Raw genomic sequence first — 22,263 nt, 5'->3', positions numbered from 1 at the left:
GCCTTAGCGCCGGGAAATTGCGTCCACCACGGCCGCAAGGGCCGGGGCAATCTTGGTGGCGTCCGTACCGCCGCCCTGGGCGACGTCGTCCTTGCCGCCGCCGCCGCCGCCGAGGATGCCGGCCGCAACCCGCACCAGGGCTCCGGCTTTCACGCCGGCTTCCCGGGCGGCCTCGTTGGTGGCCACCAGGATCATGGGGCGGCCGTTGCTGACGCCGGCCACGGCCACGGTGGAGGCTTCGGAGCCCAGACGGTTGCGCAGGTCCAGAGCAAGGTTGCGGACATCATCGGCACCACCGATCTGGCCGGCGTCGTGCGCGATGACCTTGATGCCGGCGGCATCCCGGGCGGTGCCCACGAGGTTGGCGGCCGCCGCGGTGAGCTGTTCCTTGCGGAGCCGGTCCAGTTCTTTTTCCGTGGCTTTGAGCTTGTTCAGGGTGCTGGCAATCCTGTCGGCGAGCTGGCCGGAGGGGACTTTGAGCATCTCGGTGAGCTCCGTGACCAGGGCACGCTCGGCCGCGAGGTGGCGGAAGGCGTCCATGCCCACGAAGGCTTCGACGCGGCGGTTTCCTGAGCCGACTGACTGTTCGCCCAGCAGCGACAGGCTGCCGATCAAGGACGTGTTGGAAACGTGCGTGCCGCCGCACAGTTCACGGGACCACGCGCCGTCGATCTCCACAACGCGCACTTCGCTGCCGTAGTTTTCCCCGAACAGCGCCATGGCACCGAGTGCTTTGGCTTCAGCCAGGGCCATCACCTTGGTGTCCACCCGGAAGTTGTTACGGATGGCAAGGTTGGAAACCTCTTCGATTTCCGAGCGGGTGGCGGTGCTGAGGCCTTCGCCCCAGGCAAAGTCAAAGCGCAGGTAGCCGGCCTTGTTGAAGGACCCCCGCTGGGTGGCCTGGGGGCCCAGGATCTGGTGCAGGGCGGCATGCACAATGTGCGTGCCGGTGTGGGCCTGCTCGGCGGCATGGCGGCGTTCACGGTCGACGGCGGCGCGCACCAGCGCATCGGAGGAAATCTCGCCCTCACGCACGATGGCCTTGTGCACGCTCAGGCCCTTGACCGGGCGCTGCACGTCGAGCACCTCGACAACGAAGCCGTCGCCGGTGATGAGGCCGGTGTCGGCGGACTGGCCGCCGGCTTCGGCGTAGAAGGGCGTCTCGTTGAGGACAAGTTCAATCTCGTCACCGGTCGCGGCGTGGGCTACACGCTGGCCGCCGCTGAGGAGTCCCCGGACGCGGGATTCGCCGTCGAGTTCGTCGTAGCCGGTAAAGACAGTTTCGCCTTCGCCCAGCATCTCCTGGTAGGCGCTGAGATCGGCGTGGCCGCCCTTCTTGCCCTTGGCATCGGCCTGGGCGCGCTGGCGCTGTTCGAGCATGAGGGCGCGGAAACCGGCCTCGTCCACCTTGAGCCCGGCTTCCTCTGCCATCTCCAGGGTGAGGTCGATCGGGAAGCCGTACGTGTCGTGCAGCGCGAAGGCATCGGCCCCGGACAGCGGTGCGCCGGCGGCTTTGGATACCGTCACGGCATCCTCAAGACGGGCGGTACCCGAAGCGATGGTGCGCAGGAAGGCCCGCTCTTCGGCGTAGGCGATCCGGCTGATGCGGTCGAAGTCCGTCTCCACAATCGGGTAGACGCCCTTCATGGCATCGCGTGAGGCGGGCAGCAGGTCCGGGAGGCAGGCCTTTTCGACGCCGAGCAGGCGCATCGAGCGCACTGCACGCCTGATGAGGCGGCGCAGGACGTAGCCGCGGCCTTCGTTCGAGGGCGTCACGCCGTCGGCGATCAGCATCAGGGCGGAGCGGATATGGTCGGCCACCACCCGCATGCGGACATCGTCGGTGTGGTGCGGGTCGTCAGCGGATTCGGCGGAGGTGTACTCCCGGCCGGACAGCTCGGCTGCCTTGTCGATCACGGGCCGGACCTGGTCCGTCTCGTACATGTTCTCGACGCCCTGCAGGATCATGGCAAGGCGTTCCATGCCCAGGCCGGTGTCGATGTTCTTCTTGGGCAGTTCACCGACGATGTCGAAGTCGTCCTTGGAACGGACGTTGTCGATCTGGTACTGCATAAAGACGAGGTTCCAGATTTCGACGTAGCGGTTCTCGTCAGCGAGCGGGCCGCCTTCGGCGCCGTACGCGGGGCCGCGGTCGTAGTAAATCTCCGAGCAGGGGCCGGCGGGGCCGGGCTGGCCGGTGTGCCAGTAGTTGTCAGCCTTGCCCATCCGCTGGATCCGTTCGGCGGGGACGCCGGTGTTCTTCAGCCACAGGTCCCGGGCTTCGTCGTCCTCCTGGTAGACGGTCACCCACAGGAGTTCCGGCGGCAGGCCGTACCCGCCGTCGTCAACGCTCGTGGTGAGCAGTTCCCAGGCGAACCTGATGGCGTCTTCCTTGAAGTAATCGCCGAACGAGAAGTTGCCGCACATCTGGAAGAAGGTGCCGTGCCGGGCAGTTTTGCCCACTTCTTCAATGTCGCCGGTGCGGATGCACTTCTGGATGCTGGTGGCCCGGGAGAACGGGGCCTCTTCACGGGCGGTCAGGTAAGGGATGAACGGGACCATCCCGGCCACGGTGAACAGCAGGGAGGGGTCGCTGGAGACCAGGGAGGCGGACGGCACCGCGGTGTGCCCCTTGCTGACAAAAAAGTCGATCCAGCGCTTAGTGATCTCCTGCGACTTCATGAGCTGATTACATACCCTTCTTGGGTCACGCGTTTGGGGGGCGTGACGGTTTGATACCGGCAGCAGTCCGGGCAAGCCGCAACCGCTGGGTTAATTCTCTCGCGTTTTCCCGGCTGGTTAGTGCCGGGCCGGAACCTGCGGTGAAACGGCCGGGGATTCAACGCCGAGTGCGGTGCGAAGGTCCGCTTCCCGCTCGCGCATTCCGGAGCGGACAGCGTCGGCAAAGTCATACAGGCCGTCGGCGAGCCGGCCCACGGCACGGTTCAGGCCCTCAGGCCCCAGGTTTGATTGGGCTTCAGTGAATTTTCGGAAGGCGATGACGCCGATCGCGACGCCGATTCCCATCCAGACAAATCGTTTCATGTTCTGTTCTTCCGGTGGCTAGCGGCTGCGGCGGCCGGCCGCGGGCTTCTTGCGGTTGGCAAGGGCGGTGCGGACTCCGTAGCTGAAGGCTGCCACCTTGATCAGTGGTGAGCCCACTGTTGCGGCAACGAGGGAGGACAGCGCGGAGAGGTTCGCGGAAGCGTCCGAAACGTTGGAGGCGATGCCGTCCACTTTCTTCAGCTGCTGGTTGGTCGTGGTCACCGTGGCGGTGACTTCGTCCATCAGGGGCGTGGCGCCGTCGCTGATGGATCGGATGGACGTCCGGATTTCCTCCAGGACGCTGCCCAGCTTCAGGATGGGTACCGCGAGCAGCAGTACCAGGAGCGCAAACACTCCGGCTGCGATCAGGCCGGCAATATCGCCACCAGACATAGACGTTCATCTCCTTGAAACTGACGTGGATCTCTTCCCATCGCGCACGCTGTCTTCATGCGTTCCGCAGATGTCCCCCAAGTACCTTACATACAAAGAAGCCCGTGGCGCTTGCCACGGGCTTCTTTGGATACGCTGCTGGGATTTAGCGTGCGTAGAATTCGACGACGAGCTGCTCTTCGCAGGTTACGGGAACCTCGGAGCGCTTCGGGCGGCGAACCAGGCGTGCCTGCAGGGCGTCAAGCTTGACGTCCAGGTAGGCCGGGACCTGGGGCAGGACGTCGCGGTGCGCGCCGGCCGCTGCAACCTGAAGCGGAACCATGGTTTCGCTGCGGCTGTGAACGTGGACCAGCTGGCCCTCGCCAACGCGGAAGGACGGGCGGTCAACGCGGATGCCGTCAACCATGATGTGGCGGTGCACAACGAGCTGGCGGGCCTGGGCGATGGTGCGGGCGAAGCCTGCACGCAGCACGAGGGCGTCGAGACGCATTTCGAGCAGTTCGATCAGGTTTTCACCGGTCAGGCCCTTGGTGCGGCGTGCTTCTTCGAAGGCACGGGTCATCTGGGCTTCACGGATGCCGTACTGGGCGCGCAGACGCTGCTTTTCGCGCAGACGTACGGCGTAGTCGGAGTCCTGCTTCTTGCGGGCACGGCCATGCTCACCGGGGCCGTACGGGCGGCGCTCCATGTACTTGGCGGCCTTGGGGGTCAGAGCGATGCCGAGTGCACGGGAGAGGCGTGCTGTACGGCGAGCACGAGTGTTGTTAGCCACTTGTGTCCTTCCAATATCTGCGGTGTGTCAGTGTTACTGGCCTCCACGATGGAGAGCATCGGCCAACCGCTGCCTTTTGCTACTGGGCACAGTGCTACCCCGACAGAAATCAGTAAATACTGGAAAATGTTGGGGATTGCGTCCGTGCCTTGCCAGACAACGAACCATCTTAGCAGGATTCCCCTGCATTCCCGTACCCGGCCGGCACGGGCCGGCACGGGCCTGCCCGGTCCTGCCGGCTCAGCCGCCGCGGATAATCTTCCGCAGCCGCTCCAGGCGAACGGAAATATCCCGCTCCGCGCCGTTGCCGGTGGGTTCGTAGTAGTCCCGGCCCACCAGATCGTCCGGCGGGTACTGCTGGGTGGCCACAGCATGCGGCGCATCGTGGGCGTATTTGTAGCCCTTGCCGTGCCCGAGCTGCTTTGAACCCGGGTAGTGCGCGTCGCGCAGGTGTGCCGGGATGCCGTTGCCCAGGCCTGCCCGGACGTCTGCGATGGCCTTGTTGATGCCCAGGTAGGCGGCGTTGGACTTCGGCGCGGTGGCCAGATGCACCACCGCTTCGGCCAGGACAATCCGGCCTTCGGGCATACCGATGAGCTGCACCGCCTGGGCTGCGGCTACGGCGGTCTGCAACGCCGTCGGGTCTGCCATGCCCACGTCCTCAGCGGCGGAAATCACAATGCGCCTGGCAATGAACCGGGGGTCCTCCCCCGCCTCGAGCATCCTGGCGAGGTAGTGCAGGGCGGCATCCACGTCGGAGCCGCGGACGGACTTGATGAAGGCGCTGGCCACGTCGTAGTGCTGGTCTCCCGCCCGGTCATAGCGCACGGCGGCCACATCCAGGGCTCGTTCGGTGTGCTTGAGTTCGATGGATACGGGAGCGTCATCGCCGGCGTCGTCCGCATCACCGAATGCAACGCCGGAGGCTGCTTCCAAGGCAGTCAGGGCACGCCGGGCGTCGCCGCCGGACAGCCTGACGAGGTGGCCCAGCGCCTCCGCACTGAGCTCGACCTTCCCGTTCAGGCCCCGTTCGTCCGCGACAGCGCGTTGCAACAGCCCTTCGATGTCGGCGTCCGTCAATGGCTTCAGCGTCAGCAGCAGGGACCGGGACAGCAGCGGCGAGACCACCGAAAAGGAGGGGTTCTCCGTGGTGGCTGCCACCAGGACAACCCAGCGGTTCTCCACGCCGGGCAGGAGGGCATCCTGCTGGGCCTTGTTGAAGCGGTGGATCTCGTCAAGGAACAGGACCGTGGTGGTCTTATACAGGTCGCGCGCTGTCAGGGCCTCATCCATCACCCGCCGCACGTCCTTGACGCCGGCGGTGATCGCGGAGAGTTCCACGAATTTCCGGCCTTTGCCCTTGGCGATCACGTGGGCCAGCGTGGTTTTTCCTGTGCCCGGGGGTCCCCACAGGATCAGGGAGCTGGGCCCGGCGGGTCCTACGGCGTCAGTGCCGGCTGCGAGTTGCCGCAGCGGCGAGCCCTGGCCAAGGAGGTGCTGCTGACCAACCACGTCGTCAAGGGTGCGGGGCCGCATCCTGACAGCCAAGGGACTGCGCTGCGCCGCGCTCCGGCTCGCCCCGGGGCGGCCCGAGGACGAGGGCTCGCTACTGTCGTCGTCGTCGTCATTGCCGGGCCCCGGGCCGAAGAGATCATCCACATAGATAGGCTACTCATAGTTCAGCATCTCTTATCCGCACGCTCGCAAAGGGACCACCATGACTGCACCCGGCCCAGATGGCGTCAGCCAGGCGGGATCGGCCCGCGCCGGTTCAGGCCGTGCGGGTTCAGGCCGCGCGGCTTCGGTCAGGACGGCCTTTGTGCCGGCGGCCCGCCTCCTCGGGTGGACCGAGCGCTTTGGCGCCGCTCACGGCGGCTTCCGGATCAGGGATGACGACGACGGCGTGCGGCTTCTGGCGGCCGATGGCACCACAGCGCTGGTCCAGGCCCCCTGGCCTCCGGACGGACGACCCGGACGCGGCAGCGGACCCTTGGAGCGACTGGCCTCCATGGCCGGTCAGCCGCGGACGGCAGGACTGGTTCTGGTGCGGCGCGGAGGCTATGCGGTGGCGGTGGCGCGGGAGGGCGGCGTGGCGGCGTCCAAAACCGGATCCCGGTACGTGCAGGGCCGCCGCGCGAACCAGGCCGATGAGCTGGTGGAGAAGGTGGCGGTCCAGGCGGCGGCAATTTTCGGTGGCCACGCGATAGGGTACCTTGCCCCAGGCGGTGACCGGACCCTCGCCAACCTGGTGCTCGCGCACGCGGCGATGAAGCCCTATGCCGCGCTCCCCCGGCTGGCCTTCCTGGACGTGGCGGATCCCAACGGTTCAGTCCTGAGAAAGGCCGCTGCCGATATCTGCTCAGTGCGGATTCAGGTCACCGACGCCGCCGGTCAGGCAGTGTCCAGGTCCTAGGTCCAGGTCCTAGGTCCAGGTCCTAGGTCAGGGTCCAGGAGCGCTTCGACAGCCCGTACCAGAAGCCGTCGATTGCAGTCCGCGCCTTCAGTTCTCCGGAGCCGTAGGCTGCGCCGAGGGCAACGTACAGCGGAGCCCAGTGCTCGCTGCGCGGGTGCGCCTGGCGCGCGGCCGGAGCCTTGTTCAGAAAGTCCAGGATCGCATCCACATCACCGCGGGCCATGGCCTCCTCGGCCCAGTGGTCAAACTCGCTCGAGGCTGCCGGCGGAGCGCTGTCCGGGCCGCCGGCGGGGTTGAACCAGCGCAGGTTGTGCGTGGTGAAGCCGGACCCGACAATGAGGGTGCCGCGTTCGCGCAGCGGCGCCAACGACATTCCCAGGTTGAACAGGCCCTGCGGATCAAGTGTGGGCATGGACATCTGGACCACCGGGACATCTGCCTCGGGGAACAACTCCTTGAGCGGCACGTACGCACCGTGGTCCAGCCCCCGGCTCTCGTCGCGCTCAACGTGGTGGCCGTGACCGGCCACCAGCCGCTCCACCTCCGCCGCGAGCTCAGGCGCCTGCGGGGCGCGGTACTGGACCTCGTAGTACTTTTGGGCGAATCCGCCGAAGTCATAAACCAGTCCGGGATCCCGCTGCGTCGCGCTGAGCGTCACGGGCGCATTTTCCCAGTGCGCGGAGATCATCAGGACGTCCTTGGGCTTACTGAACGTGCCGGACCAATCGTGCAACTGCCGGGTCCAGGTGGCGTCGTCGGCAAGCGGCGGCGCGCCGTGGCTGAGGAAGAGAACCGGGGGCTGGCCAAGTGTTTGTGTCATGGCTTCATACTAACCGGTTTTCATTGAAGCTTCAAGTATGGGTGCTGGACGGAAGGACGGCGGCTGGAGCTCAGCAGCCGGTCAGATGCCGTTTCGGCCGGTCCTGCCGGTAGTGGTAGCGGGCCGCTTCGCTGAATCCTGCGGCGGCGTAGAGCTGCCGGGCCGGCTGGTTCGCGGCAGTGACCAGAAGCCAGTACCCTGTCAGCCGGCGTGCAGCGCCTTCACCCAAGAGGGCCAGCAGGACCTGACGGGCGTAGCCCCGCCGCCGGGCATCCGGGCGGGTGGCCATGCCGTACAGCCCTCCCCGGGCCACTGCCTCGCCGCCGGTGCCGGCTCCCCCGCCGCCCGGGTGAGCAGGCGGAAGGGCGAGGCGGCCGACGGCGGCGGGCCGGCCGTCGTCGGATCTGACCAGCGCGTACACCGACGGGCAGCCGGTCAGTATCGTGCGTGCGGTGGCGAGCTCCGCAGCACCGCCCCTGCCGTCCACCTGCCACCACAGGTCCAGCCACTCCGAAGACGGCGCGGCGGAGAGTTCGACGCCGGGTTCTGGCTTGAGCGGTCCGGGCTTAAGCGGTTCCGGTGCAGACGGATCGGGCACCGCGCTGCCTGCCGCCCCTTGCCCAGTCCCGGCTGCCAGCGTCATGACAAGTGTTTCGGACTGCCGGGTGAAGCCTTCCGCATCCAGGAGCGCATGCAGTCCTGCGGAGCGGGGGTCGTCGAAAAGCTGGAAGATCAGCGGCAGCCGCCGGTCCCGGTACCATTGCCGGGCCAGCCGCAACGCCGCAAGCTGAGCGTGCTGATCATCTCCGGGGACACGCGGCCACACTGAGTTGGCCCGCTGCGTCACGCCGGAGGCTGCCCGCAGTACCCAGCCGTCGGCGTCCCCGCGGTCAGGAGCCGGCCAGGCGGCATCCATCAACAGCTCGAGGTCCTGCAGTGCAGGAGCTCCCATGGCGAACCACCCTTCCACAGCGAAAGGCTCCCCGGAATGAACTGGACCAGTTCATTCCGGGGAGCCTCTCCGACATTTACTCGCCCTTTTTGGGCTCTTCCGCCTTGGCCTGCGGCTTGAAGTCCACACCGGCTTCCTTACGCTGCTGCGCTGTGATGGGCGCCGGAGCCTGGGTGAGCGGATCGTAGCCGTTGCCGGTCTTCGGGAAAGCGATGACGTCGCGGATGGACTCCACGCCTGCCAGGAGCGCAACCACCCGGTCCCAGCCAAAAGCGATGCCGCCGTGCGGAGGGGCGCCGAACTTGAAGCCTTCGAGCAGGAAGCCGAACTTGGTCTGGGCGTCCTCGCGGTCCAGGCCCATCAATTCGAAGACGCGTTCCTGGACATCGCGCTCGTGGATACGGATGGAGCCGCCGCCGATTTCGTTGCCGTTGCAGACGATGTCGTAGGCGTAGGACAGGGCAGATTCCGGATCCTTGTCGAACGTGTCCAGGAATTCCGGCTTCGGCGAGGTGAAGGCGTGGTGGACTGCGGTCCACTTGCCCGCGCCAACCGCCACGTCACCGGATGCCACCGCTGCGGCGGCCGGCTCGAACATCGGCGCGTCCACAACCCAGCAGAAGGCCCAGTCCGCGGGGTTGATCAGGCCGGTGCGGTGGCCGATCTCAACACGGGCAGCGCCGAGGAGGGCGCGGGCCGCGGACTTCTCACCGGCGGCAAAGAAGATGCAGTCGCCGGGCTTGGCACCAACAGCGTCCGCAAGGCCGGCCCGCTCGGTGTCGGTCAGGTTTTTGGCGACGGGCCCTGCCAGTTCGCCGTCTTCCTTGAAGAGGACGTAGGCCAGGCCCTTGTGGCCGCGCTGCTTGGCAAACTCCTGCCACCCGTCAAGGGTGCGGCGCGGCTGGGAGGCGCCACCGGGCATCACCACGGCACCAACGTAGGGGGCCTTGAAGACGCCGAAGTTGGTGTCCTTGAAGAACTCGGTGAGTTCGGTGAGTTCCACGCCAAAACGAAGATCGGGCTTGTCCGAACCGTACCGTGCCATCGCGTCCGCATAGGTGATGCGCTGGATGGGGGTGGGGATCTCGACGTCGATCAGTTTCCACAGTGCCTTGACGATGTTTTCGCCGATGGCAATGATGTCGTCCTGGTCCACGAAGCTGGCTTCGATGTCCAGCTGGGTGAATTCCGGCTGGCGGTCGGCGCGGAAGTCCTCATCGCGGTAGCAGCGCGCGATCTGGTAGTACTTCTCGAAGCCGCCCACCTGCAGCAGCTGCTTGAAAAGCTGCGGGGACTGCGGCAGGGCGTACCAGGAACCCGGGGCCAGGCGCGCGGGGACCACGAAGTCACGGGCGCCTTCCGGCGTCGAACGCGTCAGCGTGGGAGTCTCGATTTCGACGAAGCCGTCCTGGTGGAGCAGCTCGCGGGCAACCCGGTTGGCCTCGGAGCGAAGGCGAAGGTTGCGGGCGGGGCCAGGGCGGCGCAGGTCAAGGTAGCGGTGCTTCAGGCGTGCTTCCTCGCCCACTTCGACGTGCTCGTCGATCTGGAACGGCAGCGGGTCCGAGGTGTTGAGGATGACCACCTTGTCCGCCATGACCTCGATCGATCCGGTGGCGAGGGCCGGGTTCTCGTTGCCCTCGGGACGCTGGGAAACGGTGCCCGTGACCTGCAGGACGTATTCGTTGCGCAGGCCGTGGAAGACCTCTTCTTCACGGACCACAACCTGGGCTACGCCGGACGCATCGCGCAAGTCCACGAATGCGACCCCACCGTGATCGCGGCGGCGGCCAACCCAGCCAGCCAGGGTTACGGTTTGTCCAATGTGCTCGGAGCGAAGGGATCCGAGGTCATGTGTGCGCAGCACAGCACGCCTTTCTGAAGGAGACAGCAGGAAAACTAAGACTTAAAGATGCATAGGATCGTTCCGGGAACAATCCCGTTTGAGTTTACCCGCTGGAAAGGCGCCGCTCCCCCATGAACCCCCACCGGCAGCTCCAGAGAAGGCTCGGCGTGTTCGACGCCACCTCCATCGGACTCGGCTCCATGCTTGGTGCCGGCGTCTTTGTGGTCTTCTCCCCGGCTGCAGGCCTGGCCGGTCAGTTCCTGGTTCTTGCTGTCCTGCTCGCTGCTGCAGTGGCCTACTGCAATGCGGTAGCGTCCGCCGAACTGGCGGCCCGGTATCCGGCCAGCGGCGGCACCTATGTCTACGGCCGGCAGCGGCTGGGCGAATGGCCGGGCTTCTTGGCGGGGTGGGGCTTTGTCAGCGGAAAATCCGCGTCCTGTGCTGCCATGGCACTGACGTTCGGCCACTATGTGGCGCCGGATTACGCCGTGCCCGTTGCCGTAGCCGCCGTGGTTTCCCTGACTGCTGTGAACCTCTTTGGGATTACCCGCACGGCACTGCTCACCCGGGTCCTGCTGTGCTTTGTCGTGGCCGTTCTCCTCTTTGTGGCCGTAGCGGCTTTCGTCGGCCCGCACCCGACCTGGGCGGGAGCAGCCGACGGCGGCCCGGGTGCAGGCGGGACGGCCGCCGGCGGGTTGGGAGGTGTGCTGCCTGCGGCGGGCCTGATGTTCTTCGCCTTTGCCGGTTACGCCCGGATTGCCACCCTGGGCGAGGAAGTCAAGGATCCGGCCAGGACCATCCCACGCGCAATCCTCGCCGCATTGGGCGCCGCGTTTGTCATCTACCTGGGACTGGCGCTGCTGCTCCAGAACCATCTGCCGGACGGCCGGCTGGCCGCCACCGATGTGCCGCTTCTGGACGCCGTGCTCCACTCGCGGCTCGCCGCGGGCGCACCGCTGGTTCAGGCCGGCGCGGCGGCCGCCAGCCTCGGCGCCCTGTTGGCGCTCATCACCGGCGTGGGCCGGACAACCCTGGCCATGGCACGCGAGCGGGATCTGCCGGCGGCACTGGCGAAGGTGGGCGGACAGCATACTGTGCCGTTCGTGGCGGAACTTGCCGTGGCCGCCGTCGTGATTCTGCTTCTGCTGACCACTGACGTGATGACTGTGGTTGGCTTCTCCAGCTTCGGCGTGCTGATCTACTATGCCGTCACCAACGCCGCCGCCTTCACCCTCGAGAAGCACCCGCCCCACGCACCCAGGTGGCTCAATGTGGCCGGCTTCGGGGGCTGCCTGCTGCTCGCCTTCACGCTGCCGCCGGCGTCCGTCCTGGGGATGGCTGCCGTTCTTGCGGCCGGCGTTGCTGTCCGGTTCCTGGTGGTCCGGCTGCGCCGTTAGCCGGCGCCGGTCAGGCCTGGGCAGGCACCGCCGCGGCCGTGGTGCTCACCTGAACGGTGAGATCTTCCGACGGCGGCGACCAGATTTCGGGAAAGGCAACCACTTGCTCGCCGGAGCGGATGTCCTTGACCTGGTGGTTGCCCTCGTCATCGGTGAACCAGACGAAGGGGATGCCGCGGCGGTCAGCGAACTTGATCTGCTTGCCGAACTTTTCCGCCTTGGCCGCCACTTCCGTGGCGATGCCCCGGCTGCGGAGCTGGGCAGCCACGTCCTGGGCGGCGCCCCAGCTCTCATCGTTCGTGAGCGCCACCAGCACCGCCGTGGGAACGGACCGGGAGGCTTTGGCCAGATCCTGGCTGAGGATGCGGGACACCAGCCGGGTGACGCCGATGGAGAGCCCGACGCCGGGGAACTTGCGGTTGCCCTTGCTCGCCAGGGCATCGTAGCGGCCGCCGGAACAGATGGATCCGAGCTGCTCGTGGCCTACCAGGACCGTCTCCACCACGGTGCCCGTGTAGTAGTCGAGGCCGCGGGCAATGCTGAGATCGGCCACCACCTTGCCCGGTGCGCGCTGCACGGCAGCCTCGATGACCTGCTCCAGTTCGTTCAGGCCTTCCTCCAGCAGGTCATTGGTCACGCCGAGGGCCTGGACCTGGGCAACAAAGGAGGTGTCCTCGGTTCGGATTCCGGCCAGCTGCAACGCGAGCTGCGCCTGTTCGTCCGATGCGCCGAGTTCAGTCTTCAGCAATTCAGCGACCCGGGCAGGACCGATCTTTTCCAGCTTGTCGATGCTGCGGAGCACCCCGGCGGTGTCTTCAAGGCCGATTCCGCGGTAAAAGCCTTCGGCGAGCTTGCGGTTGTTGATGCGCAGGCGGAAGTCCGGGATGGGAAGGGCGCTGAGCGCTTCGGCGATCACCAGGGCGATTTCCACGTCGTACCGGAAGGGCAGCTCGCCGTCGCCCACCACGTCGATGTCCGCCTGGGTGAATTCCCGGGCCCGGCCTTCCTGCGGGCGCTCCCCGCGCCACACTTTCTGGATCTGGTAGCGCCGGAACGGGAACGCCAGGTAGCCGGCGTTTTCGACGACGTAGCGGGCAAACGGCACGGTCAGGTCAAAGTGCAGTGCCAGTGCGTGCGGATCGGATTTTGCCTTGGCGGAATCCGGGTCGGCTTCGTCGTCCTGCAGCCGGCTGAGACCGTAAACCTCTTTATCGATCTCACCTTTGCGCAGCAACTGGCCGACAGTCTCCACGGCCCGGGTCTCGATTGACCCGAAGCCGTGCAACTCAAAAACCCTGCGGAGGGTGTCCAGCACGTGCAGCTCCACCAGCCGCTCCTCGGGAAGCCACTCGGGGAATCCGGACAGGGAGGCGGTGCGTGCCATGGTGGATGTTCTCCTCTTGATGAAAGGCGCCTGGGACTCGCCCGGCATTCCACCCGAAACGGGCCAGGAACGGCGGCTGTCCAGCAACTCATGCATAAACTATGTGCGGCAGTCAGTTTATGCGCCATCCGCCCGCATCTCTAATACGCGGGCAGTGGACGCGGAAGGCTGCCGCCACACCACTGCGCCCGGGCCTTTATAACCGGCGGCAGAACGACTTACAGGAGGACCTTTGGCGGCCAGTTCACGCGGTGCCCGCGAAGCCAAACGGCGTGTCCAGCAGATGGAGGCCAAGCGCGAGCTGCGGCGGGACCAGGAATCGCGGCGCAAACGCGACAATGTCATCGCCGCCGGCGCGGCAGGCGCCGCCGTGGTCCTCGCCGTCGTCCTTCAGTTCACCGTCTTCGCCGGCAACCCGACCGAAGACGAGTTTGCTGCAGCAGAAGCCGGACTGACCCCGCCCTCAGCCTCCCCCACAACGTCCGCACCGCCCACCAACGCGGCCAACATCCCGTCCACGGACACGGCCGCCGGGAAAGTGTTCACCGGCGAGCTGGCGCTGAACCGCGGCAAACTCGGCATCGAACTTGACGGCACCAAGGCACCGCAGGCGGCAGCCGTATTCAAATCGCTCAGCGATGAAGGCTACTTCACCGGCAAGACCTGCCACCGCCTCACCACCGGGGACAACTTCGGCGTCCTGCAGTGCGGCTCGGCCGATGGCAAGGGCGGCGGGAACCCCGACTACACGTGGGGTCCGCTGGAAAATGTCCCGGCTGACAACCTGTACCCGGCCGGCACCATAGCCGTGGCAAGGACGGGCAACAATGCTTACGGCAACGGCACACAGTTCTTTATTGTCTACAAGGACACGGTGATTCCAGCCGATACTGCCGGCGGTTATACGGTGGTGGGCAAGGTGACGTCCGGGCTGGATGTTGTGTCCGGCATCGCAGCGGCGGGGATCACTCCCGGCAGCAGCAACATGGACGGCGCGCCCGTGGAACCAGTCACGATAGACTCGGTTTCTCTGAAGTAGGAAGCCCGGCCTCACGGCTGCGGTGCAGTATGTGAGTATTTTCCTCCAAGCGAAAGACTTTTAGCGGTGACAGACAGTCAGAAATCCGACGAAACAGCAACAGACCTGACCGAGGCAACGGCCCCCGGGGCCGAGCAGGCAGTAGCTGACCCTTCAACACCTGATGCAGCAGTCGCCGAGCGCGCCACTGTTCCGCCGGCCGAGGCCGGCCAGGACGCGACCCCGGCGGCCACGGACGCCCAGGACGGCCCTGAAGCGGAGGACGCGCCGGAAAGCCAGGTGGCCCCGGATGCGCAGGACGCGCCCGACGCCCCGCAGCCGGCAGCCCCTGCGCCGCGGCCCGCTCCGTCACCGGCAGCCTTCGCTGCGCGACCGAAACCGGCCGCCGCCGCACCCGCCGCAACTCCCGCCCCTGTTGCTCCGGCCACGTCGCTGGCGGAAGCTGCCCGGTGGGGTCGTGTTGAAGGTGATGGCCACGTGTTCCTGACCATCGATGGCGAGGAACACCCGGTTGGCCAGTACCCGGACGTCAGCGACGATGAAGCCCTCGCGTACTTCGCGCGGAAATATGACGACATTGTGGCGCAGGTGCTGCTCCTGGAGCAGCGCGTCAGCTCCAAGGCGCCCAGCACTGACATGCAAAAGACGGTGACCCATCTTCGCGAGCAGCTGGCCGAGCGCAACATGGTGGGCGACCTCCGGTCAGCCGAAGCGCGCCTCGATGCCGTGTCGGCGCAGATCACCGAGCTCGAAAAAGCGGAGAAGGCAGAGCACGACGCCGTCCGCGCCGCCGAACTCGCCGCCCGTGAGGCAATCGTCTCCGAAGCGGAGGAAATCTCCGGCCAGGATCCTGCCCAGATCCAGTGGAAGACGTCCAGCGCACGGATGAATGAACTCTTTGAAAGCTGGAAGGCAGCCCAGAAGAGCGGTGTCCGTCTTGGCCGCAGCAACGAAGACGCCCTTTGGAAGCGGTTCCGTGCCGCACGGACGGTATTCGACCGTCACCGCCGCGCATACTTCTCCCAGCTGGACAGCACCAATTCGGCCGCTAAATCGGCCAAGGAAAAGCTCATTGCCGAGGCCGAGGCATTGTCTTCCTCCACCGACTGGGGCTTCGCCGCCGGCGAGTACCGCCGGCTCATGGACGAATGGAAGGCCTCCCCGCGGGCAAGCCGCAAAGACGACGACGCCCTGTGGGCCCGTTTCCGCGCCGCCCAGGACGTCTTCTTCACTTCCCGGCAGGCAGCCAACGAAGAGATCGACCAGGAGTATGCGGCCAACCTCACGGTGAAGGAAGAACTCCTGACCGAGGCCAACGCCATCCTGCCGGTCAAGGACCTCGCTGCCGCCAAGAAGGCCCTTCAGTCCGTCCGGGACCGCTGGGAAGAAGCAGGCAAGGTTCCCCGCGCCGACATGGGGCGGATCGAAGCCGGGCTTCGCAAGGTGGAGGACGCCGTCCGCCACGCCGAAGAGGAAAACTGGCAGCGCTCCAACCCGGAGACGAAGGCCCGCACCAACAGCGCCCTCTCGCAGCTGGAGGCCGCCATTGCCGGGCTCCAGGACGATCTGCAGAAAGCGGAGAAGGCCGGCGACGAGCGAAAGATCAAGGCCGCACGGGAAGCCCTGGAGGCGCGGCAGGCCTGGCTTGACCAGATCCAGCGTTCCGCCAGCGAGCTGGCCTAACACGCACCCAGCTGGCGGCCGCACAGGCCCGGGACCGGTTATCCACATAACCGGCACCGGGCCTGTGCCGTTTAACCGGCGACGCGGCAGGATGGGTGGATGGCCACCCCGTCACCTCCCCAACACCCCGACCTCTACTCGCCGGGGCGGCCCTTCAGCTGGCCCGAACTCCAGGCCCTCGCAGCTGACGGTGTCCTGACACGGTTCCATCAGCATGGCTACGCATTGCCCGATCTTCAGGTCTCGGCCCAGCTGAGGGCCCGGGCGGCCGCCAATGCCGTGCCCGCACAGGTGCGGCAACGGGTGGTGGCGGGCAGGATGACGGCTGCCTGGATCTACGGTTGCGCCGAGGAACCGGACAAGCTGGCGTTGCTGGTGGATGCCACAAGGCGCATTTCCAGCCTCCGCAGCACCCGGGGCTGCACGCTCCATGAAGTCAGGCTTGGCCCCTTTGACGTGGTCAGCATCGGCGGTCTCATGGTCTCCAGCCCGCTCCGGACCGCCGTGGACATCGCGCTGCACGTCGAGGCGCACCGGGCCGTGCCCGCCCTTGCGGGACTGCTGGCCCGCCCCGAGCAGGACGTCCGGCTGCGCCTGCTGGTCCTGGCCATCGAAGCCACGCCAAGGGTCCCGCACAAAAGGGCCGCCTTGGAGAAACTCGCGCTCTTAGCTCCGGCGCTTGTTGCCGGTGGTCCGGTAGACGTCGAACACTCCGTCGATGCGTCGGACGGCGCTGAGGACGTGGCTGAGGTACTTGGGGTCACCCATCTCGAACGCGAACCGTGAGATGGCCACACGGTCACTGGATGTGTTGACGCTGGCGGCCAGGATATTGACGTGGTTCTCGGAAAGTACGCGCGTCACGTCCGAGAGGAGGGACTTCCGGTCCAGTGCCTCCACCTGGATCTCGACGAGGAATACGCTCGACTGCGTTGGAGCCCAGTCAACATCCACGATCCTGTCCGGCTGGTCTTTGAGGTCGGAGATATTGGTGCAGTCCGTCCGGTGCACGGACACACCGGAGCCCCTGGTGACGAAGCCCAGGATCGGATCCGGCGGAACAGGCGTACAACAGCGGGCCAGCTTCACCCACACATCACCGACGCCGCGGACCACCACACCGGAATCTGAAAACTTGGTCTTGGTGACCTGCGTGGGGATGCTGACTTCGGTGATGTCGTCGTCAGTGCTCTCGTTGCCGCCGAGACTTTCAACAAGCCTCTCCATCACCGACTGGGCCGAGGTGTGGCCGTCGCCCACGCCGGCGTACAGGCCTGAAATGTCCACGTACTTGAAGTCCGCGGCCACCGCAGCGAGGGCCTCGTGGGTCATCAGCCGCTGCAGCGGCAGGTTCTGTTTCCTCATGGCCCGGGTAAGGAGCTCCTTGCCGCGGTCGATCGCCTCTTCACGGCGTTCCTTGCTGAACCACTGCCGGATCTTGTTCCGGGCGCGGGCACTCTTAACGAAGTGCTGCCAATCCTGGCTGGGCCCGGCACCCTCGGCCTTGGAGGTGAAGATCTCCACCCAGTCGCCGTGGTTCAGTTCGCTGTTCAGCGGCACCAGTTTGCCGTTGACACGGGCGCCGATGGTCCGGTGCCCCACTTCCGTGTGGACGGCGTAGGCAAAGTCCACAGGGGTGGAGCCGGCGGGCAGCGCCATCACCTCACCCTTGGGCGTGAACACAAACACCTCGCGGGCGTTGATCTCAAACCGCAGGGAATCCAGGAACTCCCCCGGATCCGAGGTTTCCTGCTGCCAGTCAACCAGGGACCGCAGCCAGCCCATGTCGCCATCGCGGGGGCTGCCCGGGCCCACGGCCGTCCGGTTGGGCTGATCCTTGTACTTCCAGTGCGCGGCGACGCCGTATTCCGCCCGCCGGTGCATCTCGTGCGTGCGGATCTGGATCTCGACGGGTTTGCCGCCCGGACCGATCACCGTGGTGTGCAGTGACTGGTACATGTTGAACTTGGGCATGGCTATGTAGTCTTTGAACCGCCCCGGCAAAGGATTCCAGCGCGAATGCATGGTGCCCAGGGCTGCATAGCAGTCCCGCACGGAATAAACCAGGACGCGTACGCCCATGAGGTCGTTGATATCGTCGAAATCCTTGTCCCGGACCACCATCTTCTGGTAGATCGAGTAATAGTGCTTGGGCCGGCCGGTGATGGTGGCTTTGATCTTGGCGGCACGGAGGTCCTCGGTAATCTGGTCCCGAATAACTCCCAGGCTCTTTTCCCGCTCAGGCGTACGGTCCCCCACCATCCTGACGATCTCTTCATAGACCTTCGGATAAAGGGCAGCGAAGGACAGGTCCTCAAGCTCCCACTTGATGGTGTTCATGCCGAGCCGGTGGGCCAGGGGCGCAAAGATCTCCAGCGTTTCCCGGGCTTTCCGGGCCGACGATTCGGCGGAGACGAAGCGCCACGTCCGGGCATTGTGGAGGCGGTCAGCAAGCTTGATCATCAGGACCCGGATGTCCTTCGCCATGGCCACGACCATTTTCCGGACGGTCTCGGACTGGGCAGCTTCACCGAAGCTGACCTTGTCCAGCTTGGTCACCCCGTCCACCAGCATGGCAACCTCCGGACCGAAGTCCTTCTTGAGGTCCGTCAGCGTATATTCCGTGTCTTCGACGGTGTCATGGAGCAGGGCGGCAGCCAGGGTAGTGCCGCTGAGGCCCAGTTCAGCCAGGATGGTGGCCACGGCAACGGGGTGGGTGATGTACGGATCACCGCTCTTGCGTTTCTGCCCGCGGTGGCTCTTTTCCGCAACGTCGAATGCGCGCTGGATGAGGTCGAAGTCTTCCTTCGGGTTGTTGGCCCGGACCGTCCGCAGCAACGGTTCGAGGATCGGAGAATACGTGGTGGCGCTGCGGCCGGTGAGCCTGGCCAGCCTGGATCGCGTCCGCTCGCGCCGGCCCGGGAAAGTGGGCCTGGCTCCGGAATTGTCGACCGGTACAACCGGGCCGGGGCGTGCGGAAACTGCAGGCCCGGCCTGAACACCCTGGCCGGGGCCCTGGTCCTCACCTGCTGTTGGCACCGATGCCGAACGTTCTTCCAATGAAGCACCCCTTACGACCTGTTTAAACACCCAGTCTATTCCTCCGTCGGTTCACTTCCGTAACCGGTGGTTAAATGCGAACGGACCGGCCGGCGTGGAAATTCCGACGCCGGCCGGTCCCTTGAGGTGCGTGCGGTCAGGCCCCTGCGGGCGCTGCCGATTCTTCCGACCGGGCAGCGTTTTCAGCCCGACGGCTTTCGACTTTCCTGGCCTGCTTGACCAGGTCGGGTTCGCCCTGGCGCAGCCAGGCATACATGGGCGCCGCCACAAAGATGGTGGCGGCCGTTCCAATCAAAATACCGACGAACAATGCCAGCGACAGGTCACGCAGGGTGCCTGCACCGAGGAGTCCGGCTCCGATGAACAGGATGGCACCCACCGGGAGGATGGCCACCATCATGGTGTTGATGGAGCGGACCAGGGTCTGGTTCACGGCGAGGTTGACCTCCTCGGCAAAGGTCCGGCGCGTGGACGCGTTGATGTCCGCGGTGTTTTCCCTGATCTTGTCGAAGACCACCACGGTGTCGTACAGCGAGTAGCTGAGCACCGTCAGGAACCCGATGATGGCTGACGGTGTCACCTCAAAGTCACTAAGGGCGTACACCCCCGCGGTAATGAACATGGTCACCAGCATGGCGGTCAGTGCGGACACCGACATCTTCCACGTCCGGAAGTACAGTGCCATGAGCACGGCTGCCAGGCCCACGAAGACGAGCAACCCCATCAGCGCCTGTTTGGTGACATCCGCGCCCCACGTCGGACCGATGAAGGTCGAGGTCACTTCATTATCAGTAACCCCGTAGGCGGAGGCGAGGCCTTCCTTGATCCTGAGCGTCTCGTCGTCGCTGAGCTTGTCAGTCTGGATCCGCATGGTGGTCCCTGCGACGTTCGCGACGCGCGGCACGCTGCCGGCCACTACGTCCTGAACGACGTTTTCCCCGAGTGCGGAGTTCGTATCCTTGACGTTGGAGACCGTGAACTCGGAACCGCCCCGGAACTCGATGCCGAGGTTGAATCCGCCCTTGACCACGGGAATCACGATAGACAGCGCCACGGCCGCCATGGCGATGAGGAACCAGATCTTCTTGGCGCCCACGAAGTTGTAGGACCGCTTGCCCGTGTAGAGCTCGTTACCGAAAGTGGCAAAGCTGGACATTACTTGTTCTCCTTGGCTGCGCTCTTGGAGGAGCCTGTCAGCTGCTCCTGCTTTTCCGCGAGGCGGCGTTCCGCGATGGTCATGCGCCGTTCAGCTTCGGCAGCGGCACCGGTGTTCTTGGCCCGGACTACTGCCGGTTTGACCTCAGGCGTGCGCAGTCGGCCGGCACCGCGGTACAGCGGAACGGCACCAAGGCGCTTCGGGTCGAGGCCGGAGAACCGGTGGCCTTCCCCGAAGAACCTGGTCCGCGCCAGCAGCTGCAGCGTCGGGTGGGTGAACATAAAGACCACGATGAGGTCCGCAATGGCTGTCAGACCAAGGGTGAACGCGAAGCCCCGGACGTTGCCGACGGCCACGAAGTAGAGCACCAGGGCGGCGAGCAGGTTCACGGCCTTGGAGGCGAGGACCGTCCGTTTGGCACGCTTCCAGCCGTTCTCCACAGCCGAGACCAGGCCACGGCCTTCGCGAAGCTCATCGCGGATGCGTTCGAAGTAAACGATGAACGAGTCGGCGGTCTGGCCGATGGCCACGATGATGCCGGCCACACCGGCGAGGGACAGGCGGTAGTTTTCAGTCCAGCCCAGGATGGCAATGGCCAGATAGGTCAGGGCACCCGCAACCACCAACGACGCAATGGTGACAAAGCCCAGGGCCCTGTACTGGAACAGGGAGTAGACCACCACGAGGAGCAGGCCGATGACGCCGGCGAGGAGGCCCATCCGCAGCTGCTCCCCGCCGAGGGTGGCGGAGATCTGCTGGTCGCTCTGGATTTCAAAGCTGATGGGCAGCGCGCCGAAGCGGAGCTGATCGGAGAGGGCCTTGGCCGTCTTTTCGTTGAAATTACCGGTGATCTGGGGCCGTCCATCGGTAATGACCGCCAGCGACCTCGGTGCCGAGATCACTTTGTCGTCCAGGACGATGGCGAACTGGGCCTTCGGATCGTTGCCGGACTCGCCCCCGGCGGCCACGTAGAACTGGTTCAGGCGTTCGGTGACCTCCTTGAACTTGGCGGTGCCTTCGCTGTCGAACTGGATATTGACGGCCCACTGGTTGGTCACTGCGCCCTGGGAGCCCTGCTGCAACTGGAAGGATGAAGTCACGATGTTGCGGCCCTTGACCTCGACCGGGCCCAGGATGTACTTGATCGCCGGAGTGGTTGCCGTGGCGGGCTCGCACGTGACCAGCGGCTTGGTGGGATCGGAGGCGGCCGGCTTTTCCGCGGGCGGCTTGTTGCAGTCGAGGGTTTCAAACTGCCGGTAAACCTCAGGCGTGATCCAGTTGGTATCACTGCTGTTGGCCGGTGCCGCCGTCGGCTTGGGCAGCTGATCCTCGGGCGTCAGCGACTCCGTGGGTACAGCCGCACCGTCACCGTTAAGCAGCACCGGGCGGAAGTTCATGTCCGCGGAGGCCTGGATCAGGTCGCGGGTCTCCTTCGTGGGAGTACCTGGCAGGCTCACCACGACGTTGCGCCCGGACTGCGTGCTGATTTCGGCTTCAGCCACACCGGAGCCGTCCACCCGCTGGCGAATAATCGCCACGGCCTGGTTGAGCTGCTCTTCGTTGATGTCCGAACCGCCCTCAACCTTCGGCGCCAGGATCATCTGGGTGCCGCCCTCGAGGTCGAGTGCCAGCTTGGGTGCCCAGCTTGCCTGACCGGCGAGGGTGCCGCCGGCCAGGACAGCGGTCAGGACGGCGAGGATTACGCCGAGCCACACCAGGACCCGCAGGCCTGCATTTTTGGGGCCAGTTCGTGCCATTGTCGATCTTTCTCTTATGTACGGAGGAACCGCCGGTGTGAGCCAATTGCTCTCACCGGCGGCAGTCCGCGGCCGTAGAGGTGTTGTGGAGCCTGATGCGGCAGCGGGCGCTAGCTGTCCTTCTTGCCCTCATCGTTGAGGCGCTTCAGGGTCTCTTCGGGCGTTTCGGACGTTGCGGGGGTACCAAGATCCTGGGAAGTGAGCGAGGACGCGTCGTTGGGGACCAGGGTGGGCTCTTCGTCAGCAGCAACGGCGGGTTCAACGATCTTGGTGACGGCCTGGCGGTGAACTGTTGCGAGGTTCCCGGGGGAAAGCTCCAGCACCACTTTGTTCTCGGCGTCGTCCATGGACACGATGCGGCCGAAGAGGCCAAAGCTCGTCATGACCTCAACACCCGGCGCGAACTGGGACTGCAGCGTGGCCTGCTGCTCCTTGGTCTTCTTGTTGCGGCGGAACATCATGAAGATAAAGATTCCGAGCATTGCAAACAAGACGATGTTCATGGGATCCACAGGGAAGGTTTCCGTTCTGTACTGGCGTGTCTGATGT

At 65.6% G+C, this 22,263-nt stretch carries 18 protein-coding genes; 5 read left to right on the top strand and 13 right to left on the bottom strand.

The window, feature by feature from the left end:
* Nucleotides 1–3 precede the first annotated feature (3 nt).
* The 5 genes from alaS to PY310_RS09955 all read right to left on the bottom strand — a co-directional run bounded on the left by alaS (nucleotide 4) and on the right by PY310_RS09955 (nucleotide 5,869).
* Entirely contained in the window at nucleotides 4–2,682 is a 2,679-nt protein-coding gene (gene alaS / locus PY310_RS09975; protein WP_275214228.1) for an alanine--tRNA ligase, read from the bottom strand.
* A gap of 117 nt (nucleotides 2,683–2,799) precedes the next feature.
* Nucleotides 2,800–3,045 carry a DUF6167 family protein gene (locus PY310_RS09970; protein WP_275214227.1) on the bottom strand — a complete coding sequence of 82 codons (246 nt, stop codon included), beginning with the start codon at nucleotides 3,043–3,045 and terminating at the stop codon, nucleotides 2,800–2,802.
* Between the two features lie 18 nt (nucleotides 3,046–3,063).
* Nucleotides 3,064–3,438: a DUF948 domain-containing protein gene (locus PY310_RS09965; RefSeq protein WP_164199570.1), complete on the bottom strand. Its 375-nt coding sequence runs from the start codon at nucleotides 3,436–3,438 to the stop codon at nucleotides 3,064–3,066.
* Nucleotides 3,439–3,583: 145 nt separating this feature from the next.
* Nucleotides 3,584–4,210 carry a 30S ribosomal protein S4 gene (rpsD, locus tag PY310_RS09960; protein ID WP_190988295.1) on the bottom strand — a complete coding sequence of 209 codons (627 nt, stop codon included), beginning with the start codon at nucleotides 4,208–4,210 and terminating at the stop codon, nucleotides 3,584–3,586.
* A 240-nt stretch (nucleotides 4,211–4,450) separates the two neighbouring features.
* A complete protein-coding gene (locus PY310_RS09955; RefSeq protein ID WP_275214226.1) occupies nucleotides 4,451–5,869 on the bottom strand; it encodes a replication-associated recombination protein A in 1,419 nt (472 codons plus the stop codon).
* A 58-nt stretch (nucleotides 5,870–5,927) separates the two neighbouring features.
* Here PY310_RS09955 and PY310_RS09950 point away from each other — a divergent pair, with 58 nt between their 5' ends.
* Complete coding sequence (locus tag PY310_RS09950) at nucleotides 5,928–6,623, top strand: acVLRF1 family peptidyl-tRNA hydrolase (protein WP_275214225.1); 696 nt, start codon at nucleotides 5,928–5,930, stop codon at nucleotides 6,621–6,623.
* Nucleotides 6,624–6,645: 22 nt separating this feature from the next.
* On the opposite strand, the gene PY310_RS09945 is transcribed toward PY310_RS09950, so the two are convergent.
* The 3 genes from PY310_RS09945 to aspS all read right to left on the bottom strand — a co-directional run bounded on the left by PY310_RS09945 (nucleotide 6,646) and on the right by aspS (nucleotide 10,259).
* Nucleotides 6,646–7,443, bottom strand: coding sequence for a dioxygenase family protein (locus tag PY310_RS09945; protein WP_275214224.1), 798 nt, complete (start codon nucleotides 7,441–7,443; stop codon nucleotides 6,646–6,648).
* 70 nt (nucleotides 7,444–7,513) lie between these two features.
* Nucleotides 7,514–8,395 carry a GNAT family N-acetyltransferase gene (locus PY310_RS09940; RefSeq protein WP_275214223.1) on the bottom strand — a complete coding sequence of 294 codons (882 nt, stop codon included), beginning with the start codon at nucleotides 8,393–8,395 and terminating at the stop codon, nucleotides 7,514–7,516.
* Between the two features lie 76 nt (nucleotides 8,396–8,471).
* Nucleotides 8,472–10,259 (bottom strand): aspartate--tRNA ligase, encoded by a 1,788-nt coding sequence (aspS, locus tag PY310_RS09935; protein ID WP_275214222.1) that lies wholly within the window; start codon nucleotides 10,257–10,259, stop codon nucleotides 8,472–8,474.
* Nucleotides 10,260–10,369: 110 nt separating this feature from the next.
* On the opposite strand from aspS, the gene PY310_RS09930 reads away from it, so the two are divergent.
* A complete protein-coding gene (locus PY310_RS09930) occupies nucleotides 10,370–11,635 on the top strand; it encodes an APC family permease (protein WP_275214221.1) in 1,266 nt (421 codons plus the stop codon).
* 10 nt (nucleotides 11,636–11,645) lie between these two features.
* Here PY310_RS09930 and hisS read toward each other — a convergent pair whose 3' ends face one another.
* On the bottom strand, nucleotides 11,646–13,019 hold the full coding sequence (gene hisS / locus PY310_RS09925) for a histidine--tRNA ligase (RefSeq protein WP_275214220.1): 1,374 nt from the start codon (nucleotides 13,017–13,019) through the stop codon (nucleotides 11,646–11,648).
* A gap of 232 nt (nucleotides 13,020–13,251) precedes the next feature.
* Here hisS and PY310_RS09920 point away from each other — a divergent pair, with 232 nt between their 5' ends.
* From PY310_RS09920 to PY310_RS09910, 3 genes are all read left to right on the top strand, one after another.
* Entirely contained in the window at nucleotides 13,252–14,058 is an 807-nt protein-coding gene (locus PY310_RS09920) for a peptidylprolyl isomerase (protein ID WP_275214219.1), read from the top strand.
* Nucleotides 14,059–14,124: 66 nt separating this feature from the next.
* Entirely contained in the window at nucleotides 14,125–15,741 is a 1,617-nt protein-coding gene (locus PY310_RS09915; protein ID WP_275214218.1) for a DUF349 domain-containing protein, read from the top strand.
* Nucleotides 15,742–15,840: 99 nt separating this feature from the next.
* Complete coding sequence (locus PY310_RS09910) at nucleotides 15,841–16,527, top strand: type IV toxin-antitoxin system AbiEi family antitoxin (RefSeq protein ID WP_275214217.1); 687 nt, start codon at nucleotides 15,841–15,843, stop codon at nucleotides 16,525–16,527.
* Here PY310_RS09910 and PY310_RS09905 read toward each other — a convergent pair.
* The 4 genes from PY310_RS09905 to yajC form a co-directional block, all read right to left on the bottom strand.
* Entirely contained in the window at nucleotides 16,408–18,801 is a 2,394-nt protein-coding gene (locus tag PY310_RS09905; RefSeq protein WP_275214216.1) for a RelA/SpoT family protein, read from the bottom strand. The genes PY310_RS09910 and PY310_RS09905 overlap by 120 nt on opposite strands.
* Before the next feature lie 136 nt (nucleotides 18,802–18,937).
* Nucleotides 18,938–19,957, bottom strand: coding sequence for a protein translocase subunit SecF (secF, locus tag PY310_RS09900; protein ID WP_275214215.1), 1,020 nt, complete (start codon nucleotides 19,955–19,957; stop codon nucleotides 18,938–18,940).
* Entirely contained in the window at nucleotides 19,957–21,714 is a 1,758-nt protein-coding gene (gene secD / locus PY310_RS09895) for a protein translocase subunit SecD (RefSeq protein ID WP_275214214.1), read from the bottom strand. Before secD ends, secF begins: the two co-directional genes overlap by 1 nt.
* A gap of 110 nt (nucleotides 21,715–21,824) precedes the next feature.
* Nucleotides 21,825–22,217 (bottom strand): preprotein translocase subunit YajC, encoded by a 393-nt coding sequence (gene yajC, locus PY310_RS09890; RefSeq protein WP_275214213.1) that lies wholly within the window; start codon nucleotides 22,215–22,217, stop codon nucleotides 21,825–21,827.
* Between the last annotated feature and the right edge of the window lie 46 nt (nucleotides 22,218–22,263).

Source organism: Pseudarthrobacter naphthalenicus (genome assembly GCF_029076445.1).
Lineage (GTDB): Bacteria > Actinomycetota > Actinomycetes > Actinomycetales > Micrococcaceae > Arthrobacter > Arthrobacter naphthalenicus.
This window is presented reverse-complemented; position numbering and strand designations above follow the sequence as displayed.